This is a genomic window from Agreia sp. VKM Ac-1783 (assembly GCF_900177765.1).
In the GTDB taxonomy this organism is placed as follows: Bacteria; Actinomycetota; Actinomycetes; order Actinomycetales; family Microbacteriaceae; genus Agreia.
In genome coordinates this window covers 26,808-43,928 of record NZ_FXWI01000006.1, presented here as the reverse complement: position 1 = coordinate 43,928, position 17,121 = coordinate 26,808, and the positions used below count along the sequence as shown (strand labels likewise).

At 67.7% G+C, this 17,121-nt stretch carries 18 protein-coding genes; 9 read left to right on the top strand and 9 right to left on the bottom strand.

The window, feature by feature from the left end; genetic code table 11:
* The first annotated feature begins 15 nt into the window (after nucleotides 1-15).
* From kdpC to CCK87_RS17265, 3 genes are read left to right on the top strand one after another with little or no spacing between them, the layout of a single operon-like run.
* Nucleotides 16-627, top strand: coding sequence for a potassium-transporting ATPase subunit KdpC (gene kdpC / locus CCK87_RS17275; RefSeq protein ID WP_086462673.1), 612 nt, complete (start codon nucleotides 16-18; stop codon nucleotides 625-627).
* A gap of 2 nt (nucleotides 628-629) precedes the next feature.
* A complete protein-coding gene (locus tag CCK87_RS17270; protein WP_086462672.1) occupies nucleotides 630-3,191 on the top strand; it encodes an ATP-binding protein in 2,562 nt (853 codons plus the stop codon).
* Nucleotides 3,188-3,874 (top strand): response regulator, encoded by a 687-nt coding sequence (locus tag CCK87_RS17265; RefSeq protein WP_086462671.1) that lies wholly within the window; start codon nucleotides 3,188-3,190, stop codon nucleotides 3,872-3,874. The genes CCK87_RS17270 and CCK87_RS17265 overlap by 4 nt, the downstream gene beginning before the upstream one ends.
* Before the next feature lie 15 nt (nucleotides 3,875-3,889).
* Here the strand turns inward: CCK87_RS17265 and CCK87_RS17260 are convergent, their stop codons facing one another.
* The 4 genes from CCK87_RS17260 to CCK87_RS17245 all read right to left on the bottom strand — a co-directional run bounded on the left by CCK87_RS17260 (nucleotide 3,890) and on the right by CCK87_RS17245 (nucleotide 6,289).
* On the bottom strand, nucleotides 3,890-4,270 hold the full coding sequence (locus CCK87_RS17260; protein ID WP_086462670.1) for a hypothetical protein: 381 nt from the start codon (nucleotides 4,268-4,270) through the stop codon (nucleotides 3,890-3,892).
* A gap of 39 nt (nucleotides 4,271-4,309) precedes the next feature.
* Nucleotides 4,310-4,828, bottom strand: a complete 519-nt coding sequence (locus tag CCK87_RS17255; RefSeq protein ID WP_086462669.1) for a septum formation family protein — start codon at nucleotides 4,826-4,828, stop codon at nucleotides 4,310-4,312.
* 177 nt (nucleotides 4,829-5,005) lie between these two features.
* Nucleotides 5,006-5,827 carry an ammonia-dependent NAD(+) synthetase gene (gene nadE, locus CCK87_RS17250; RefSeq protein ID WP_086462668.1) on the bottom strand — a complete coding sequence of 274 codons (822 nt, stop codon included), beginning with the start codon at nucleotides 5,825-5,827 and terminating at the stop codon, nucleotides 5,006-5,008.
* 51 nt (nucleotides 5,828-5,878) lie between these two features.
* Complete coding sequence (locus tag CCK87_RS17245) at nucleotides 5,879-6,289, bottom strand: YbjQ family protein (protein ID WP_086462667.1); 411 nt, start codon at nucleotides 6,287-6,289, stop codon at nucleotides 5,879-5,881.
* A 48-nt stretch (nucleotides 6,290-6,337) separates the two neighbouring features.
* Here CCK87_RS17245 and CCK87_RS17240 point away from each other — a divergent pair, with 48 nt between their 5' ends.
* The 5 genes from CCK87_RS17240 (at nucleotide 6,338) to CCK87_RS17220 (ending at nucleotide 10,434) form a co-directional block, all read left to right on the top strand.
* Complete coding sequence (locus CCK87_RS17240; protein WP_086462666.1) at nucleotides 6,338-7,201, top strand: aminodeoxychorismate lyase; 864 nt, start codon at nucleotides 6,338-6,340, stop codon at nucleotides 7,199-7,201.
* Between the two features lie 16 nt (nucleotides 7,202-7,217).
* Entirely contained in the window at nucleotides 7,218-8,066 is an 849-nt protein-coding gene (locus tag CCK87_RS17235; protein WP_086462665.1) for a fumarylacetoacetate hydrolase family protein, read from the top strand.
* 9 nt (nucleotides 8,067-8,075) lie between these two features.
* Nucleotides 8,076-8,852 (top strand): SDR family oxidoreductase, encoded by a 777-nt coding sequence (locus CCK87_RS17230; protein WP_086462664.1) that lies wholly within the window; start codon nucleotides 8,076-8,078, stop codon nucleotides 8,850-8,852.
* 127 nt (nucleotides 8,853-8,979) lie between these two features.
* Nucleotides 8,980-9,321, top strand: coding sequence for a hypothetical protein (locus CCK87_RS18625; protein ID WP_086462663.1), 342 nt, complete (start codon nucleotides 8,980-8,982; stop codon nucleotides 9,319-9,321).
* 93 nt (nucleotides 9,322-9,414) lie between these two features.
* Entirely contained in the window at nucleotides 9,415-10,434 is a 1,020-nt protein-coding gene (locus CCK87_RS17220; RefSeq protein ID WP_086462662.1) for an endonuclease/exonuclease/phosphatase family protein, read from the top strand.
* On the opposite strand, the gene CCK87_RS17215 is transcribed toward CCK87_RS17220, so the two are convergent.
* Entirely contained in the window at nucleotides 10,435-11,106 is a 672-nt protein-coding gene (locus CCK87_RS17215; RefSeq protein ID WP_086462775.1) for an HAD hydrolase-like protein, read from the bottom strand. It lies immediately after the preceding gene.
* A gap of 187 nt (nucleotides 11,107-11,293) precedes the next feature.
* Here CCK87_RS17215 and CCK87_RS17210 point away from each other — a divergent pair, with 187 nt between their 5' ends.
* Nucleotides 11,294-12,442 (top strand): SLC13 family permease, encoded by a 1,149-nt coding sequence (locus tag CCK87_RS17210; protein ID WP_086462661.1) that lies wholly within the window; start codon nucleotides 11,294-11,296, stop codon nucleotides 12,440-12,442.
* 25 nt (nucleotides 12,443-12,467) lie between these two features.
* Here CCK87_RS17210 and CCK87_RS17205 read toward each other — a convergent pair whose 3' ends face one another.
* The 4 genes from CCK87_RS17205 to CCK87_RS17190 form a co-directional block, all read right to left on the bottom strand.
* Complete coding sequence (locus CCK87_RS17205; protein WP_086462660.1) at nucleotides 12,468-13,667, bottom strand: SGNH/GDSL hydrolase family protein; 1,200 nt, start codon at nucleotides 13,665-13,667, stop codon at nucleotides 12,468-12,470.
* A complete protein-coding gene (locus CCK87_RS17200) occupies nucleotides 13,664-14,473 on the bottom strand; it encodes an alpha/beta fold hydrolase (RefSeq protein ID WP_086462659.1) in 810 nt (269 codons plus the stop codon). The genes CCK87_RS17205 and CCK87_RS17200 overlap by 4 nt, the downstream gene beginning before the upstream one ends.
* Nucleotides 14,474-14,521: 48 nt before the next feature.
* The gene (locus CCK87_RS17195) at nucleotides 14,522-15,835 is read right to left on the bottom strand and encodes an MFS transporter (RefSeq protein WP_086462658.1); all 1,314 of its coding nucleotides are present in this window, start codon (nucleotides 15,833-15,835) and stop codon (nucleotides 14,522-14,524) included.
* A 114-nt stretch (nucleotides 15,836-15,949) separates the two neighbouring features.
* Nucleotides 15,950-17,023, bottom strand: a complete 1,074-nt coding sequence (locus CCK87_RS17190) for a LacI family DNA-binding transcriptional regulator (RefSeq protein WP_086462774.1) — start codon at nucleotides 17,021-17,023, stop codon at nucleotides 15,950-15,952.
* Nucleotides 17,024-17,121 lie beyond the last annotated feature (98 nt).

The following is a 17,121-nucleotide window of genomic DNA, read 5'->3' as shown; positions in this document are numbered from 1 at the left end:
GAAAGAAGCACGAAAATGAGTTCACGTTCACGTTCCGGCCGTCAGTACTGGGTGGCCCTTCGGGCGATGGCGGTGTTCACCCTTGTTCTCGGCGTCGGCTACACGGCCGTGGTGACCGGCATCGGCCAACTGGCGCTGCCGGCGCAGGCCGACGGCCAGCCGGTGTCGGATGCCGACGGCCGGGTCGTCGGCTCGGCCCTCATCGGGCAGTCCTTCACCGACGCCGACGGCAATGCGCTTCCGCAGTGGTTCCAGTCGAGGCCGTCTGCTGCGGGCAGCGGATACGACGGCACCGCGTCGAGCGGCAGCAACCTCGGCCCCGAGAACGCCGACCTCATCACGGCGATCGGCGACCGTCGAGCCGCGGTGGCTAAACTCGAAGGCGTGTCGGAGTCCGAGGTTCCCGCTGACGCCGTGACCGCGTCGGCATCCGGTCTCGACCCCCAGATCAGCCCTGAGTATGCGCGGTTGCAGGTGGCCCGCGTCGCCGAGGCACGCGACCTGCCCGAGGCGAAGGTCGCGGCGCTCGTCGAGTCGTTCGTCGAGGGTCGCGATCTCGGAATCCTCGGAGACCCGACCGTCAACGTGCTCGAGTTGAACCTCGCCCTCTCTTCGATGGCAGGCTGATCATGGGGCGCGGCCGTCTGCGCGTGCTGCTCGGAGCTGCGCCCGGTGTCGGCAAGACCTACACGATGCTCGAGGAGGGCGCTCGGCTCGCCGCCGAGGGTCGAGACGTGGTCGTGGCGGTCGTCGAGACCCACGGACGTTCAGCTACAGCGCGCATGCTCGCCGGCCTCGAGGTCGTGCCGCGCCTGTCGGTGACGCATCGGGGAGTGACGCTCAGCGAGATGGATCTCGACGCCGTGCTCGAGCGGCATCCGAGTGTCGCCCTCGTCGACGAACTGGCGCACAGCAACGCGCCGGGGTCGCGGCACGAGAAGCGCTGGCAAGACGTCGAGACGCTGTTGGATGCCGGCATCGACGTGATGACGACCGTCAACATCCAGCACATCGAGTCGCTCACCGACGTCGTCGAGCAGATCACGGGAGCGCGCCAGCAGGAGACCGTGCCCGACAAGGTCGTGCGCTCGGCCGATCAGCTCGAGGTCGTCGACCTGGCCCCGCAGGCGCTACGCGACCGCCTCGCAGACGGACGCGTGTACCCCGCGGCGCGCATCGACGCCGCCCTCTCGAACTACTTTCGGCTCGGCAACCTCACGGCGCTGCGCGAGCTCGCCCTGCTCTGGCTGGCCGACGAGGTCGACTCGGCGCTCACCAACTACCGTGCCGCCCACGGCATCTCGAACACGTGGGAGGCCAGAGAGCGCGTCGTCGTCGCGCTCACTGGCGGCCCCGAGGGCGAGACGCTGCTGCGACGGGGCGCGCGCATCGCGGCCCGGTCGGCCGGTGGACACCTGCTCGCGGTGCACGTGACGAGCCAGGATGGCCTCCGCGCGGCGCATCCGGGGGCGCTCGCCGCCCAGCGCGTGCTCGTCGAGTCGCTCGGCGGAACATTCCACCAGGTCGTCGGCGATGACATCCCGGCTGCACTGGTCGACTTCGCGCGCGGGGTCAACGCGACCCAGCTCGTGATCGGCGTCAGCCGCCGCAGCAGGTTGAGCGCTGCCCTCTCCGGGCCGGGAATCGGCTCCACGGTCGTTCGCGCCTCCGGCGATATCGACGTGCACATCGTGACCCACGCTGCCGCCGGCGGCCGCCTGTCTCTGCCGAAGTTCAGCGGCTCGCTCACCATGCGTCGCCGCCTGCTGGGCTTCGCCCTCGCCCTCGTCGGCGGCCCCCTGGTGACCTGGCTGCTGGTCGTTCTGCGCAGCGACGAGTCGATCACCTCCGACGTGCTGACCTTCCAATTGCTCGTCGTTCTCGTGGCACTGCTCGGTGGCATCTGGCCCGCGCTCTTCGCGGCCCTGCTGTCGGGTCTCACGCTCGACTTCTTCTTCGTCTCCCCGCTCTACACGATCACGGTCAGCGAACCCCTCCACCTGCTTGCACTCGCGCTCTACGTGGTCAACGCCGTGCTCGTGAGCGTGGTCGTCGACACGGCCGCACGGCGCTCGCGGCAGGCGCGTCGAGCGGCCGCCGAGTCCGAGCTGCTCGCCACGGTCGCGGGAAGCGTGCTGCGTGGCGAAGATGCGCTGCAGGCCCTGCTTGCTCGCACCCGCGAGGCGTTCCGGCTCGACGAGGTGCGCCTCAAAGCATCGGACGGCAGCATCCTGGCGGTGTCTACGGGGCCGTTCCCCGAGCCTGTCGAAGGGAATGCCGTCTCGACGGGCTCGACGAACGGGCTCGTCTCGTCCGTGCCGGTCGGCGATCGCGCCGTGCTCGAGCTGCGCGGGCCCGACCTGGCGGCATCCGAACGACGGCTGCTGGGCGTGATCGCGGCACAGATCGAACAGGGCCTCGAGCACAGCGACCTCTCGGCCACGGCCCAGGAGTTGAAGCCGCTGGCCGTCGCGGATCGGATGCGCAGCGCTCTGCTCGCCGCCGTCGGCCACGATCTGCGGCGCCCGTTGACCGCTGCGACGGCGGCCGTGAGCGGGTTGCGCTCCACGCAGGTCGAGCTGAGCGGCGCCGATCAGGCCGAGCTGCTCGACACCGCTCAGGAGAGCCTCGACACCCTGGCCGAACTCGTCACCGACCTGCTCGACGTGAGCCGGGTGGAGGCGGGGGTGCTGGCCGTGTCGCTCATTCCGCTCGACGTCGACGATGTGATCGTGCCTGCCCTCGACGAGTTGGGACTCGGCCCGGAATCGGTGGAGTTGGCTCTCGCCGCCGACACGTTGCCGCCCGTTCTCGCCGACCCGGTGCTGCTGCAGCGGGTGCTCGTGAATCTGCTGTCTAATGCGGTGCGATTCGCCCCCGCTGACACGCGGGTCAGACTCTCTGCCAGCGGATTTCAGGGGCGGGTGGAGCTTCGCGTCGTCGACACCGGTCCCGGTATTCCGGGTGACCGACGCGACGAGGTGTTCGTGCCGTTCCAGCGACTGGGAGACACCGACAACTCCACGGGCCTGGGCCTCGGTCTCGCCCTCTCGAAGGGGTTCGTCGAGGGCATGGGCGGAACCATCGAGGCCGAAGACACCCCGGGCGGTGGTCTGACCATGGTCGTGTCGCTGCCCATGGCGCCTGACTCCGCGAAGCCGTCCGAGGAGCACGTCGAGGGGAAACCATGAAGATTCTGATAGCCGACGACGACCCGCAGATCCTTCGGGCGCTCTCTGTGACGCTGCGCGCGCGCGGCTACGACGTGGTTCTGGCCCACGACGGAGCCGAGGCGCTCAACGCGGCGATCGACCAGCATCCCGATCTGGTCATGCTCGATCTCGGAATGCCGAAGCTGAATGGCATCGAGGTGATCGAGGGGCTCCGCGGCTGGTCGCAGGTTCCCATTCTCGTGGTGTCGGGGCGAACCGACGGTGCCGAGAAGGTGTTGGCCCTCGATGCCGGCGCTGACGACTATGTCACCAAGCCGTTCGCGATCGACGAACTGCTCGCGCGCATCCGAGCCCTGACGCGACGTGTGCCCACCGCGGGCGATGAGGCCCTCGTGACGTTTGGCGATGTCACGATCGACCTGTCGGCCAAGCAGGTGACGAGAAGAACGGATGCCGGTGGCGACGAGACAGTTCGGCTCACTCCGACGGAATGGATCATTCTCGAGACGCTCGTGCGAAGCCCCGGCAGGCTCGTGACCCGAGCCTCTCTGCTGACCGCGGTCTGGGGGCCGAACCACACGAACGATTCCGGATATCTGCGCGTCTATCTCGCTCAGTTGCGCAAGAAGCTCGAGCAGGAGCCGGCCAGACCACGGCACCTGCTGACCGAGGCCGGCATGGGATACCGCTTCGTGCTGTGAGGCGGGGCTCGTCGACTAGTTGGCGAGGCTCCCGGTCAGGACGCCGGCATTCGTGAGGGCGGTGCCGACGGCGTGCGACGTGGCTTCGAACGCGTTGGCCGTCTTCGTCGCACCGATCGCTCCGCCTTTGAGGGCGCCGACGGCGAGGTCGCGCGAGAGGCGCGCGACCAGCTGGCCCTTGTCGTCGACGAAGAACTGCGTGTCGAAGGCCATGTGCAGCTTCTTGCCCGCGAGTCCTCCCCAGAGAACGGTGGCGGCGGTGCTGCCGCGAACGGCGTGGAAGCCGCCGTCTACGTTCATGGTGATGGTGAATCCCTCGGCGGTGAGCGCGTCACCGATGAGGGTCTTCGCCGCATCGTGATCGCCGGAGATGAAGAAGTCGTAACTGGATGCCATGCACCGACCATAGCGGCACGAGCAGGCGGCCCGTCTACGCTAGCGGGCGGCGCCCTTCAGGGTTCCCGTTGTCTGCACGTTCTCTTCGTAGATGTAGCAGAGCACCTCGCGGTCGGCTTGTTCGTTCCAGCTGTCTTCGGTGGGAAGGAGATAGCCGAGGTACAGGGTGGAGTCGTCGTAGCCGACGCCGTTGAACTCGGCGAAGGGCGGAGTACAGCCGTCGCCGGCCTGCTGCGTGACTGCCTCGTCGCCGGGGAACTCATCGCCTGCGAGGTCGAATGCACTGTAGGCCTCGTAGTCGTGCGGCTGGTCGCAGGGAACCACGGGAACCTCGCTGATCTCCTCGGCGTCGACGTCGTTGAAGCAGTCGCCCACGGCGATCGTGAAGACATCGGCCTGGCCGGCTTCGGTGACCTCGCTGGTCTTGTCGTCGCGAACGGCCTCGTCTTTGGGCAAGACCGTGTCGAGGACGCTGCAGCCGGTGAGGGCGAACAGCCCGATCATCAAGGATGCGGCGGCGGCGACCGGTGTGAGTCTGCGATGCGTGGTGGTGGACATGAGCTGGTGAGGCCTTTCGTGATCGTCGGGGTCGGATCGGAATCGATCTGAGCCCTGCACTGCGGGGCGATCACCATGCTGGCAGGCACGATCGGTCTCTCACAGCTCTCGTCACGCACCTGAGCAACAAGGCGAGCCGAACTGAGCAGGCGACGACAGCGACTGAGTAGCCGTGTGCTACTTCCACCACGAATCGGCCGGTCCGACGGGCAGGGAGCGCTTGTGCTCCGTCGCGGCGTACCGGGCGATGATGGCGTCCGCCACGCGGGCCTCGACGTCTTTGCCCTCGAGGAAGTCGTCGATGTCGGTGTAGGTGAGGCCGAGGTTCGCCTCGTCGGTCTGGCCGGGGGTGTCGTCGAGCAGATCCGCCGTCGGGGCCTTGAGGTAGAGCCGCTCGGGCGCATCCAGCGCTTCGAGCAGCGCCCGGCCCTGTCGTTTGGTGAGGCCCGACAGCGGCAGGATATCGGCGCCGCCGTCGCCGAACTTCGTGAAGAAGCCGGTCACGGCCTCTGCGGCGTGGTCGGTGCCGACGACCAGCAGACCGGCGTCTCCGGCGATGGCGTACTGGGCGATCATGCGGGTGCGAGCCTTGACGTTGCCCTTGTTGAAGTCGGTGATCGGAGTTCCGACGGCGTCGGCGAACTCGGCGGCGATGCCGTCGACTCCGCGCTTGATGTCGAAGGTGACGACGCGCTCGGGCTTGATGAAACTCAGAGCGAGTTGAGCGTCGTCTTCGTCGGCCTGAACACCGTAGGGCAGACGCACGGCGATGAACGTGGCCTCGACGCCCTCGCCCTGGAGCCTCTCGATCGCGAGTTGGCACAGACGTCCGGCGAGCGACGAGTCCTGCCCGCCGCTGATGCCGAGCACGAGACCCTTCGCTCCCGTTCGGCGCAGGTAGTCGACGAGAAACGACGTGCGGCGTTCGACCTCGGCCGCGGCGTCGATCGTGGGCAAGACGGTGAGGGCCTTGATGATGTGGGCCTGTTCTTCGCGCATGATGACAAAGCTACGCCGAACGACGCCGCAGCGCCTCTCGATGTGGGCAGGTCACGCCTGATCTGCGGCTGGCGGGGTCTGTGCGCCGGCGGCGGCGTCGACGAGGTAGGCCGACTGGCCGGTGGAGCCGGCCTCTCCTCGGCCGAGCGGAATCGCGAAGACGGCGGTGCCGTAGGCGCAGACCTCTGTCCAGTTGGTGCCCATCTCCGATGTGTCGAAGCGCATGGCGACGATGGCGTTCGCCCCCTTGCTCTCGGCCTCGACGACCATACGGTGCATGACCTCCTGGCGACTCTCGTAGAGGGCCTTGGTCATCTCGGGAAGTTCTCCTCCTCCAAGGGCACGGAAGCTGGCGGTGAACTGCGCGCCGATGTCGCGCGATCGCACGGTGAGGCCCATCACCTCTCCGAAGACGGCATCGATGCGGTGGCCGGGAATCTCATTGGTAGTCACGACGATCATGGCTCGATGCTAGCCCCGGGTGTCGCCCGGGGCGAGTAGCTTCTTGGTATGAGTTCGTCGCGCCCCGTTCTGTTTCTCGTCTCTGTCGATTCCGGATGCGTGAGGGCCGATCCCGACGCACAGCACGTCTCCGTCATGGATCTCGGGGTGACCCGCGGCGACGGCATCTTCGAGACCATCAGTGTGTGCGATGGCCGTGCTCAGGCTCTCGAGGCACACCTCGATCGCTTCGCGCGCTCGGCGCGTCTCCTCGATCTGCCCGAACCAGATCTGGGCCTCTACCGCCAAGGGATCCTCGAGGCAATCGAGGCACATGACGATCTGCCCGAGCTCTACATCAAGACCGTGATGACCCGAGGCATCGAGGGCACCGGTGTGCCGACCGGCTGGGTCTACGCGGCCGCAGCGGCCGACTTCACGCGCGAGCGCACCGAGGGAATCCGCGTGGTCACCCTCGATCGCGGTCTGAGGCACGATGTCGCGCAGACCTCGCCGTGGCTGCTCCAGGGTGCCAAGACCCTGTCGTATGCCATCAACCGCGCTGCACTGCGCGAGGCTGAGCGTCGCGACGCCGACGACGTGATCTTCACCTCGAGCGACGGCTTCGTTCTCGAAGGCCCGACGGCGAACGTGATCCTGAGAAAAGGCGACACGCTCGTGACCCCTCGGACAGATCAGGGCATTCTCCCCGGAACAACCCAGGCGAGCGTCTTCGAGTTCGCGCAAGCTGAGGGCATGAAAACGGAGTACGCGGTCATCCCGGTCGCCGATCTCCTTTCTGCCGACGCGCTGTGGTTGGTGTCGAGTGTGCGACAGGCCGTGCCGATCAACAGGCTCGACGGCATGGAGCGCGCGATCGACGTAGAGCTCTCCGCTCAGATCACGTCGTACCTGCTCGGCCGTCGAGACTGATGAAGAGGGAGCACCGATGAAACTCGCCAGACTGGGCCCCGTCGGCCAGGAGATCCCCGTGCTGGTCGACGGCGATCGCTACCTCGACCTGCGCGGCATCGTGATCGATCTCGATGGCGCCCATCTCGCATCCACCGTGCTCGATGAGATCGCCGCCGCCCGCGACGCGGGCACGCTGCCGGTGCTCGACGGAGCGGCGGATCTGCGTGTGGGTTCGCCGGTCGCGCGGCCGGGCGCGATCCTGTGCATCGGTCAGAACTACGCCGCTCACGCCGCCGAGTCGGGCGCCGAGCCGCCGCAGCGCCCGATCCTTTTTCTCAAGACCACCAACTCGGTGAGCGGCCCCTTCGACGACGTCGACATTCCTCGGCGCAGCGTCAAGACCGACTGGGAGGTCGAGTTGGGCGTGGTCATCGGCAGGCGTGCGCTGTACCTCGATTCGCCGGCAGATTCAGCGCGGCACATCGCGGGCTATGTCACGGCCGACGACCTTTCTGAGCGCGACTTCCAGCTCGCGGAGTCGGGCGGCCAATGGAGCAAGGGCAAGTCGGCCCCGGGCTTCACGCCTCTCGGGCCCTGGCTCGTCACGGCCGACGAGGTCGATGCCGGCGGGCTGCGACTGCGCAGCTGGGTCAACGGCGAACCGCGTCAAGACTCGACCACCGCCGACCTCATCTTCGACGTCGACTACCTCGTCTGGCACCTCAGCCAGTATCTGGCGCTCGACCCCGGCGACGTGATTCTCACCGGCACGCCCGAGGGCGTCGCGCTCTCGGGTCGGTTCCCGTACATCGCCGAGGGCGACGTGGTCGAGGTCGAGGTCGACGGGCTGGGCCGCCAGCGCCAACTCTTCGGACAGGCGTAGGGGCGGGGCATGTCGCAGAACCTCGCCGCACAGGAATTCGACGGACTCGTGGCGCTCGTCACCGGAGGGGCGTCGGGCATCGGAGCCGCCATCGCGGCCGAACTGCTCGATCGTGGCGCCCGCGTGGCGGTGCTCGACGTCGCGACCGAAGGAGCGAATCCCGCCGCCCTCGCCGTGCAGACCGACATCGGTGACGACGCGTCGGTGCGATCGGCGGTGGATGCCGTGGTCGCCGAGTACGGATCGCTCGACATCGTGATCAACAACGCGGGCATCGGCGCCCAGGGAACCGTCGAAGCCAACTCCGATGACGACTGGGCGCGCGTGCTGAACGTGAATGTGGTGGGAGTCGCCCGAGTCAGTCGCGCCGCCCTTCCTCACCTCAGACGCTCGTCTGCCGCGGCGATCGTGAACACCTGCTCGGTGGTCGCCACCGCGGGGCTGCCCGAGCGCGCGCTGTACACGGCATCCAAGGGAGCCGTGCTCTCGCTGACCCGCGCAATGGCAGCCGACCATCTCCGTGAGGGCGTGCGAGTCAACTGCGTCTCGCCGGGAACCGCGGATACTCCCTGGGTGGGACGCCTCCTCGACAGCGCCGACGATCCGGTGGCCGAACGCCTGGCCCTCGAGGCGCGACAGCCGCACGGCCGCCTGGTGACGGCATCCGAGATCGCCGATGCTGTTTGCTACCTGGCCAGCCCTCGCAGCCGCTCGACGACCGGCACGAATCTCGCCGTCGACGGAGGCATGCAGGAGCTGCGCCTGCGCCCGGCCGTGCAGAAGTAGCGGCGCAGCTACCGCCGGGGGAGTGCGCGAGGTGCATCCCGCGGGAGGATTCCGTTTTCGAGCGATCGGAGGAGTATCGATCTCAGCAGCCACAACGGCTGCCCACGATCCCTAGAACGGAAGAGAAATGACTCACAACTTCGATGAGGGCCACGAGCCCGAAACAGACAACAACAACTCCGATCGCCGTGGACAGCGGCCCGGCTTCGGCCCCGGCTTCCCGTTCGGCGGCCCCGGCTTCGGCGGGCGCGGCGGCCACTTCGGACCGCGCGGCTTTCGCGGCGGACGAGGACTCGGCGGTCACCTCGGCGAGGTCGTTCTCGCAGAGCGCTTCGCTCGCGGCGAGATCGACGCGGCTGAGTACCGGGAGCGCATCGCCGTGCTCCGCGAGGTGCAGGCCGAAGGTCGTGCCGCCCACGAGGAGGCCCGCGAGGCCCGCTCCAAGAAAGACAAGCCGAGCGACGCATAGCGGCATCCGCGCCGGTTAGGCGCATCGGTGCCTGGTCGACCAGCAGCGGATGCTCCGAGAAGGCGCGGATGCTTAGCCGCTAGGGTCGGGCCTATGTGGGGTCGGATAGTTCTGCTCGTGGTGGGTGCCGCCGTCGCGTTGCTTGTCACCGCCCCGGGGGTGTTCGGGCTGCAGCGCCAGCTCGCGTTCGCCCAGCTGATCGCGTTCCGCGGTCTTCTCGCGCTGGGCTTTGTGGCGGTCGGTCTTGTCGGCGCGCTGCTGTTCTGGATGCTCCGGGGCCGGGCACCCAAGGCCCGTCCGGTCGTCGCCGGGCTGGCCGCGATCGCGCTTCTCGCTGGGGGCGCGAACGTCGCCGTGCAGGCAGGCCGAGGGTTCGGATCCGACGCGGCACCGGCATCCGTGGCCGATGCGGCCGACTCGGCTACGAGCATCCGCGTTCTCACCTGGAACACCTACGGCACCGTGGCCGCCGACGACATCGCCCGCGTGGCCCTCGCCGAGCGGTCGATGGTGGTGACTCTGCCCGAGACCTCGCGCGAGACGGCCGAGGCCGTCGCCCGTGCACTGGATGCCGCGGGCTGGCCGATGCAGGTGTTCGCGGCCGAGCGCGGCGACCCGTCAGAGACTCCGCCGACGGCGCTACTCGTCTCGGAGGAGCTCGGCGACTACGAGGTCACCGACGAGCTCGGCGACACGGGCACGATGCCGAGCGTGGTGGTGCGGCCCGCCGACGGCAGCGGCCCGGTGATCGTCGCGGCGCATCCGATGCCCCCGCTGCCGTCGATCATGTCGTTGTGGCGCAGCGACCTCGACTGGGTGCTGTCGCTCTGTGACCAGCCCGACCTCATTCTCGGCGGCGACCTCAACGCGACCCTCGACCACCTCGGCCCGCTGGGTGGATGCTCGGACGCTCTCACCGAGGCGGGCGCGGGTGCCGAGGGCAGCTGGCCCACCAGCTTGCCGCCGATCCTGTCGGCACCCATCGACCACGTGCTGACGACGAGCGAGTGGAGCGCCGACTCGGCCCAGGTGCTGAGCACCGAAGACGCGGCCGGCAGCGATCACCGCCCGGTCGTGGCGACCCTGCGCATCCGCGCCGGAGACGGTAGTTGACTAGAGCAGTTGCGCCCGCAGCTGCTCCATGGAGTGCACGACCTGGATAGCACCGGCGGCTTCGGCGGGGGAGCCGTAGCCCCACTCCACCATGATCGTGGGGATTCCGTGTTCGGCCGCCCCCTCGATGTCGTGGTGGCGGTCACCGACGAGAACCGTGTTCGACAGGTCGACGTTCTGAGCGCGCAGTCGCACCAGGGCTTCTGCCACGACGTCGGCCTTCGCGCTGCGCGTCTCGTCTTCGCTCGAGCCGGTGATCGTGGCGAACAGGTCGGCGATGCCGAGGTGCTGAAGGATGCGCACGGCCTGCACCTCTGACTTCGAGGTGGTGATGGCGAGGGGGATGCCCGCGGCGTGAATCTCGCGCAGGATCCCGAGAATTCCCGGGTACACGACGCTGTCGCCCTCTGGCCCGTCGGATGCGGCCAGTCCGCGGTAGACGACGAGCGCCTCCTGGGCGCCCTCGGCATCGATGTCGGCGACGGCGCGGAAGCCATCGAGAATCGGCGGACCGACGAACTTGACCAGCTCTGTGGGCGGCGGCACAGGGTGGCCGAGTGCCTGGAGGGTGCGCGCCAGTCGGTTCAGGATGCCGGGGGCCGAGTCGGTGATCGTGCCGTCGAGATCGAACAGAATCGTCGACCAGGGCTTGGTGGGGGCGTGGCTAGTCATCGCAGACATCCTATGGGGAGGAGGTGGCGCTGTTCCGTCGAAGCGGTCGAGGGCGGGCCAACCACCTCCTTGCCGACGCTTCACCCTGTTGTCAGGGACAGCGTCATAGAATCGCGACATCGAACAGCACTCCTCGGCCGCGTCGGATTCCGCCTCCGCGCCTCAGCCGCCCGGCCGCCGCGGTCTCATTGTCGTCGTCTCACTTCTGGCGGCATCGTTCGTGGTCATCGCCACAGGCATCCTGCCCTGGCGCGACACTCTGGTGCTGGCCGACCGCGTCGTGCCCGTGCTCGGCTTCGTGGCCGCCATCACGATCGTCACCGAGCTCGCTGCCGAGGCCGGTGTCTTCTCGGCGCTCGCCGGCCGGCTGGCGCTCTGGGGTCGAGGCCGCCGCATCCTGCTCTGGCTCTTCGTGCTGGCGCTCGCGGTCGTCTCGACGATCTTCCTCTCGCTCGACACCACGGCGGTTCTCGTCACTCCGGTCGTCGTTCTGCTCGCGCTGCACGCCGGCCTGCCGCCGCTGCCATTCGCCCTGGCCACGGTCTGGCTGGCCAACACGGCGTCGCTGCTGCTTCCGGTGTCGAACCTCACGAACCTGCTCGCCGAAGGGCGAATGGATGTCGGTGGCCCGGCCGGATTCGCGGCCCTCGTGGCCGCTCCTGCCGCCGTCGGCATCCTGGTGCCTGTGATCGTGCTCAGCCTGATGTTCCGCAAGGAACTGCGGGGGCGCTACTCGGCGCCGCCCGTCGAGCGCGCCCCCGACCGCACCCTTCTTCTGGTCAGCGCGATCGTCGTGGCGGCCCTGCTTCCGCTGCTGGTCTCGGGCCTTCCCGTCTGGATACCGGCCGCCGCCGCGGCCGTGGCGATCGTGGTGCTGTTCGGCATCCGGCGCCCCGGTGCCCTCAGCGTGAATCTCGTGCCGTGGCAGCCGCTCGGCATTGCGGCGGGGCTCTTCGTGCTCGTCGAGACGGCGCACGCGCGCGGACTCACGGCCTTCATCTCGAACATTGGCGGAAATGGAACCGATCTTCTGAGCCTGCTGCAGCTCTCGGCGCTCGGAACGGTCACGTCGAACGCGATCAACAACCTGCCGGCCTATCTCGTGCTCGAGCCGATCGGCCACTCGCCGGTGCGCCTCGCGGCGCTCCTGATCGGGGTGAACCTCGGTCCGCTGGTGACGCCGTGGGCCTCGCTTGCCACCCTGCTCTGGCACCAGAAGATCACCGGCCTCGGGGTGACTCTGTCGTGGCCGAAGTTCATGTTGGCAGGCCTCGGCGTGGTGCTGTTGACCGTGCCGCTTGCGACCGTAGCGCTGTGGCTGACCGCCGGGAGCTAGCGAGCAGGGAGCCCGACCGACGCGATCAGGTCGCCGTCATCGGCACCAGTCCGCGTGGGCCGAAGACGCGCTCGGCCCAGCGCTTGCCCATCTCGGCGTAGAGCACAGCGTCAGGATGCAGGCCATCGGGCAGAGTAAAGCGCTCGGTGTCGCCGGGGCCGTACAGTTCGAGTCCGTCGAGGTAGTGGATGTTCTCGCCCACGTTCTGTCTGATGCGAACGACGTGCTCGATCTGGAGTCGCGATTGCGCGAGAGTGAGCGCGCCCTTGGCCACATCTGCCGGGTCGCCGTCGGCGAAGCAGCGCACGTTTTCTCCCTCGAACTCCAGCCCGGGAGGGCCGGGCGTATCTTCGCTGCCGGGCCAGAAGATGGACGAGGCCAGAACGATCGGTGTGTCTGGGTGACCCCGGCGCACCCGGTCGAGAAAGCCGTGCAGTGCCGGGGCGAAGGTGCGCTGATCCATCGATCGAGCCCCCACGATATTGATGCCGACCTTGAGCGAGATGATGTCGGCAGGCTGCGCGGCGATGGCGTCGGCGACGAAGGGGTCGAGCATGCATTGACCGCCGAAGCCGAGGTTCACCAAGTGCAGGCCCGCGCGCCGCGCGGCGATCACCGGCCAGGTTCCGGTGGGATGGGGTGTCTCGACGCAGTGACTGATCGAGCTGCCGTGATGAATCCAGCGGGCGGCCGTCGACGGTGCGGATGCTCGTACGGGTGCCGTGGCGGTGATGTCGAGCAGGTCGACGATCAGGCCCTGCGGAAACCACACCGTGACGCTCTTCGAGCCCGCGCCGAGTCCATCGAACACAACGAGTGACGACTCTCCCCGCGGCAGATCCGTCGCCTTGTCGCCCAGCATCGTGATCCGGCGCACGGCGTCGACGGGTGCTTCGACCGGTTCGCGATCGATGCCGCTCACCTCGGCCACGAACGTATTGAGTGGCCCTGGCAATTCGTCGTACTGCAGCCGGGTGCAGCGCACACGCAGCTGGATCTGCTGCGCCTCGGTGTCGAAGAGGATGCGCACACCGCTGGCGCTGGAGACGGTCGCGCCCAGCAGCTCGCCTGCGGGCGGAAAGAATTTCCAGGCATCCAGCGGAAGTCGAACGGGTCGCACGCCGCCCGGTACCGTCATCACGTCGAGGTGCCCCTCGAGCAGGACGGATCCCCCGTCGAGCTCGACGACCAGACCGGATGTCGCCGGTGCTGTCTCGCCCGTCATGAGGCCACCGAAGACGCATGCGCGTGCACGAACTCGACGGTGCGGTCGAGCACCTCGTCGCGCTGAGGAAGCTCGGCCCATCCGTGGTCTGCACCCTCGACGACCACGAGTTCTGCCCGATCCGCGAAGACGTCTGGCGCCAGGTATCCCTCGGCGTAGGAGACCGGCACGAAGTCTGCCGTGCCGTGCAGCAGCAGCGCTGGTCCTTGATAGGCGGCCGCACTGGCGTAGGGGTCGAATGCGAGCGCATCGTCTCGCATCGCCGGGCCCAGGCGCATTCCTGCGAAGTCGAAATAGCCGAGGGTGTCGAGGCTGTCGAGCGAACGCCCCTGAATCGTGCCGGCTCGAATGTCGTCGACGAAAACGGCCGCCGTCGACCACATCGTGAGTGACCGGATGCCTGGACCACCGAGCCCCGATCCTTCGGCCACACGGGCTGCCGCCGATGCAGAGATCACCGAGCCGAGGCTCATGCCCACGAGGTGCAGGTTGTGTGCGTCGACCTCGGGCAGGGAGCTGATCTGCTCGAGTACCGTGAGCGTGTCGGCAACGTCTCCTGTCGCGCTCGTATCGAAGAAGTCGCCGTCGCTCTCTCCATGACCAGCGCGGTCGAATGCAACGACGCCGATTCCCGAGCGCGCAAGTCGACGAGCGAGCTCGACGAAAACACCGGTCGTCTCGACCCGAGAGCCGCCGAATCCGTGCATCAACACGGCGGTGGGGTGCTGCCCCTCTTCCTCGACGAGGTACTGGGAACCGCGCAGCACGAGACCGCGAACTCGGGCTTCAAACGGACGGATGTTCATGGTGCTACCTCTATCGGTTGTTGTGTCGATCATGCTGCGTCACGGTGTCTACGCGGTCGCGTGAACCGCGGGAGTCGCCGCCGTCAGAGGCACGGTCTGGTCTTCGGTGTCGAAAACGGTGCCGGTTCCACGTCGGAAGCCGATCCAGCCGACGAGGAATCCGACGAGCGCGATGGCGGAGACGACGATGTAGACGGCCTGCGGGTTGAGGATGATGAGCGCGGGCGTCACGACGTTGAAGCCCGCCGTGGCGAAGCGCGCCACGCCGTAGATCGTGCCCTGCGCGGTGGAGCGCAGTAGCGTCGGGAAGGACTCCTGGGTCCACACCTTCATGATCGTCTCGAAGCAGAAGGCCCCGGCGAATGTGGAGCCGACGACCGACACGACCAGCGTGGGCAGGCTGAACCCGAACACGACGGGCACCAGGTTGAAGACGACCACGGCGATCGAGCCGATGACGAAGTACGCCATGCGGAACCGCGTGTCGGCGACGCTCATGAACCAGAGGGCACCGAGCACTGCTGCGGGCATGGCGAGGATTGTCCACGACTGGTACTCATTGACCGGGATGGAGGCGACGCTGACGGCGACGAACGTGCCGAAGCTGCCGGCAACGCTGATCGCGATCGACGTGAGCGTGTAGAAGATCAGCAGCGTGATGAAGGCCCTGCGATAGGGACGTCGCCCGAAGTCGGCGATGCGACCGCGCTGGGCCCGCACGGTGCGTACGCCCTCCGTGCGCTCCTCCCTGGCGACAGACCAGGCTGCCGACTCGGGGATCGTGAGTCTCAACACCAGCACGACGACGCCGACGATGCCGAAGGAGGCGAACATGATGTGACCGCCGGTCGCTCCAGCCGATCCGAAGAAGATGCCGATGAGAACGGCGAGCAGAATGCCGAAGCCGCCGAGCAGATTCGAGAAGACGAGAATCTTTCCGCGATTCTTATCGGTGGCGGCCTCCGAGATGGTTGCGAGGGCGACCGGGAGATCAGCACCCACGCCCAGCCCGATGAGCGCCACCCCGGGAAGCAGCACGGCGAGCGAGATCCCGAAGAACGGTGTGGCCGCGCCGATCACGATGATCGACATCGTGACCAGAAACACTTTTCGGCGACCGTATCGGTCGCCGAGCCGACCACCGATCAGCGCTCCGGCAGCGACGCCAGCGGTGAGCACTCCAGTAAGGAGGCCCAGCTGATCGTTCGTGAGGCCTGGTGCGCCTGGCCCGGGAGCCAGGAACAGAACGAGCGCGATGCCGATGCCTGTGGTCGCCGCGGCGTCGACGAACGTCGCCATACCGCAGACGAATCCCACCCACCACGCATTCGGGCCGCTTCGCGTCGGTGCCGTCGTCGTCATGTCATACCCCTTTGTATACGTCGCGCCGCAGCCTGAGTGCTCAGTGCAATCCGCGTCAGATCAGAGGCTATATCGATATAGCTGAGAATTAAGCAGGAAAATCTTCGGGCAGTTTCAGCGGACTGGGCCGACGGATCCGCCGCGCACCATCGTCATCGCGATTCGATGCACGGTCGGCTTCGCTTCTTTATCGAAGAGGAGCTCGACGGCACGTCGGCCGAGCTCGACCTGGGGCAGCGCGATCGAGGTGAGAGGCGGGTCGATCGCCCGGCTGATCGGACTGCCATCGAAGGCGATGACCGACACATCCTCCGGCACGCGCAACTCGGCCCGGTGCAGCGCCTGGTAGGCGCCCGCCGCCACGGCGTCGTTTGCACAGATCAACGCGGTCGGTCGGGCACCTGTCGCGAGAAGCCGGGTCACCGCCTCGCGTCCGTCCTCGGTGGTCCAGTCGTCGTCGACCATCTGGGTTCCAGCAAGCTCCGTGCCGGCACTGGCGAGAGCCTGTCGCACTCCCTCGAGTCGATCGGTGAGGGCGAGCGGCGCCCACCCGCTCCAGGAGGCGCCGCCGGTCACACCGGGAGCAAGGCATCCGATGAACCAGATGCGATCGCGGTGACCGAACTCGAGAAGCTCGTTGGCCGCGTCTCTTCCGGCGGCCACCTCGTCCGGTATCACGGAGCGCGCGACGCCCTCGGCCGGGACACAGTTCAACAGCACGAAGGGAACCTGCGAGAGCAGCGGGGGCGGCGTGACCGCGCGCGTGAACATCGAGGTGTAGATCACCCCGTCGATGGTGCGGTCGAGAAGGCTGTCGATCACCTGCTTCTCTTGGTCGGCGTCACCCTGCGTGTCGACCGTGAACAGGATGGTGTCCCGCTCGCGCAGCGCGTCGAGCGCTCCGCGAACCATGGAGTTCGCGTGTGACGTCGAGCTCACGAAGTCGGATACCAGGGCGACCGTGCCCGACCTGCCCGTGCGCAGGGTGCGCGCCGTGACATTGGGCCGATAGCCGAGTTCCTCGGCCGCCTTGCGCACGCGTTCGGTCGTCTCCACCGAGAGACGCTGGTCGGTTCGGCCCGTCAATACGAACGACACCGCGCTGCGAGAGACACCCGCTCGTTCAGCGACCTGAGCGAGGGTCACACGGCGCCGGGGTGTTCGTGCGGCTGTAGATTCGACGCCCATCAGCCAAGCGTAGGCGAGGAACTCTACCCTCATCGGCCCGTTAGGAATTCGTTAGGACTGCAGTGATGCTGAGCATCTGAGCGCGTTCGCTTCATGAG

What these genes read in the sequence shown, in the direction of transcription:
- kdpC (WP_086462673.1), top strand. Translation starts at nt 16, where the DNA reads ATGAGTTCACGTTCACGTTCCGGCCGTCAGTACTGGGTGGCCCTTCGG.
- CCK87_RS17270 (WP_086462672.1), top strand. Translation starts at nt 630, where the DNA reads ATGGGGCGCGGCCGTCTGCGCGTGCTGCTCGGAGCTGCGCCCGGTGTC.
- CCK87_RS17265 (WP_086462671.1), top strand. Translation starts at nt 3,188, where the DNA reads ATGAAGATTCTGATAGCCGACGACGACCCGCAGATCCTTCGGGCGCTC.
- CCK87_RS17260 (WP_086462670.1), bottom strand. Translation starts at nt 4,270, where the DNA reads ATGGCATCCAGTTACGACTTCTTCATCTCCGGCGATCACGATGCGGCG.
- CCK87_RS17255 (WP_086462669.1), bottom strand. Translation starts at nt 4,828, where the DNA reads ATGTCCACCACCACGCATCGCAGACTCACACCGGTCGCCGCCGCCGCA.
- nadE (WP_086462668.1), bottom strand. Translation starts at nt 5,827, where the DNA reads ATGCGCGAAGAACAGGCCCACATCATCAAGGCCCTCACCGTCTTGCCC.
- CCK87_RS17245 (WP_086462667.1), bottom strand. Translation starts at nt 6,289, where the DNA reads ATGATCGTCGTGACTACCAATGAGATTCCCGGCCACCGCATCGATGCC.
- CCK87_RS17240 (WP_086462666.1), top strand. Translation starts at nt 6,338, where the DNA reads ATGAGTTCGTCGCGCCCCGTTCTGTTTCTCGTCTCTGTCGATTCCGGA.
- CCK87_RS17235 (WP_086462665.1), top strand. Translation starts at nt 7,218, where the DNA reads ATGAAACTCGCCAGACTGGGCCCCGTCGGCCAGGAGATCCCCGTGCTG.
- CCK87_RS17230 (WP_086462664.1), top strand. Translation starts at nt 8,076, where the DNA reads ATGTCGCAGAACCTCGCCGCACAGGAATTCGACGGACTCGTGGCGCTC.
- CCK87_RS18625 (WP_086462663.1), top strand. Translation starts at nt 8,980, where the DNA reads ATGACTCACAACTTCGATGAGGGCCACGAGCCCGAAACAGACAACAAC.
- CCK87_RS17220 (WP_086462662.1), top strand. Translation starts at nt 9,415, where the DNA reads ATGTGGGGTCGGATAGTTCTGCTCGTGGTGGGTGCCGCCGTCGCGTTG.
- CCK87_RS17215 (WP_086462775.1), bottom strand. Translation starts at nt 11,106, where the DNA reads ATGACTAGCCACGCCCCCACCAAGCCCTGGTCGACGATTCTGTTCGAT.
- CCK87_RS17205 (WP_086462660.1), bottom strand. Translation starts at nt 13,667, where the DNA reads ATGACGGGCGAGACAGCACCGGCGACATCCGGTCTGGTCGTCGAGCTC.
- CCK87_RS17200 (WP_086462659.1), bottom strand. Translation starts at nt 14,473, where the DNA reads ATGAACATCCGTCCGTTTGAAGCCCGAGTTCGCGGTCTCGTGCTGCGC.
- CCK87_RS17195 (WP_086462658.1), bottom strand. Translation starts at nt 15,835, where the DNA reads ATGACGACGACGGCACCGACGCGAAGCGGCCCGAATGCGTGGTGGGTG.
- CCK87_RS17190 (WP_086462774.1), bottom strand. Translation starts at nt 17,023, where the DNA reads ATGGGCGTCGAATCTACAGCCGCACGAACACCCCGGCGCCGTGTGACC.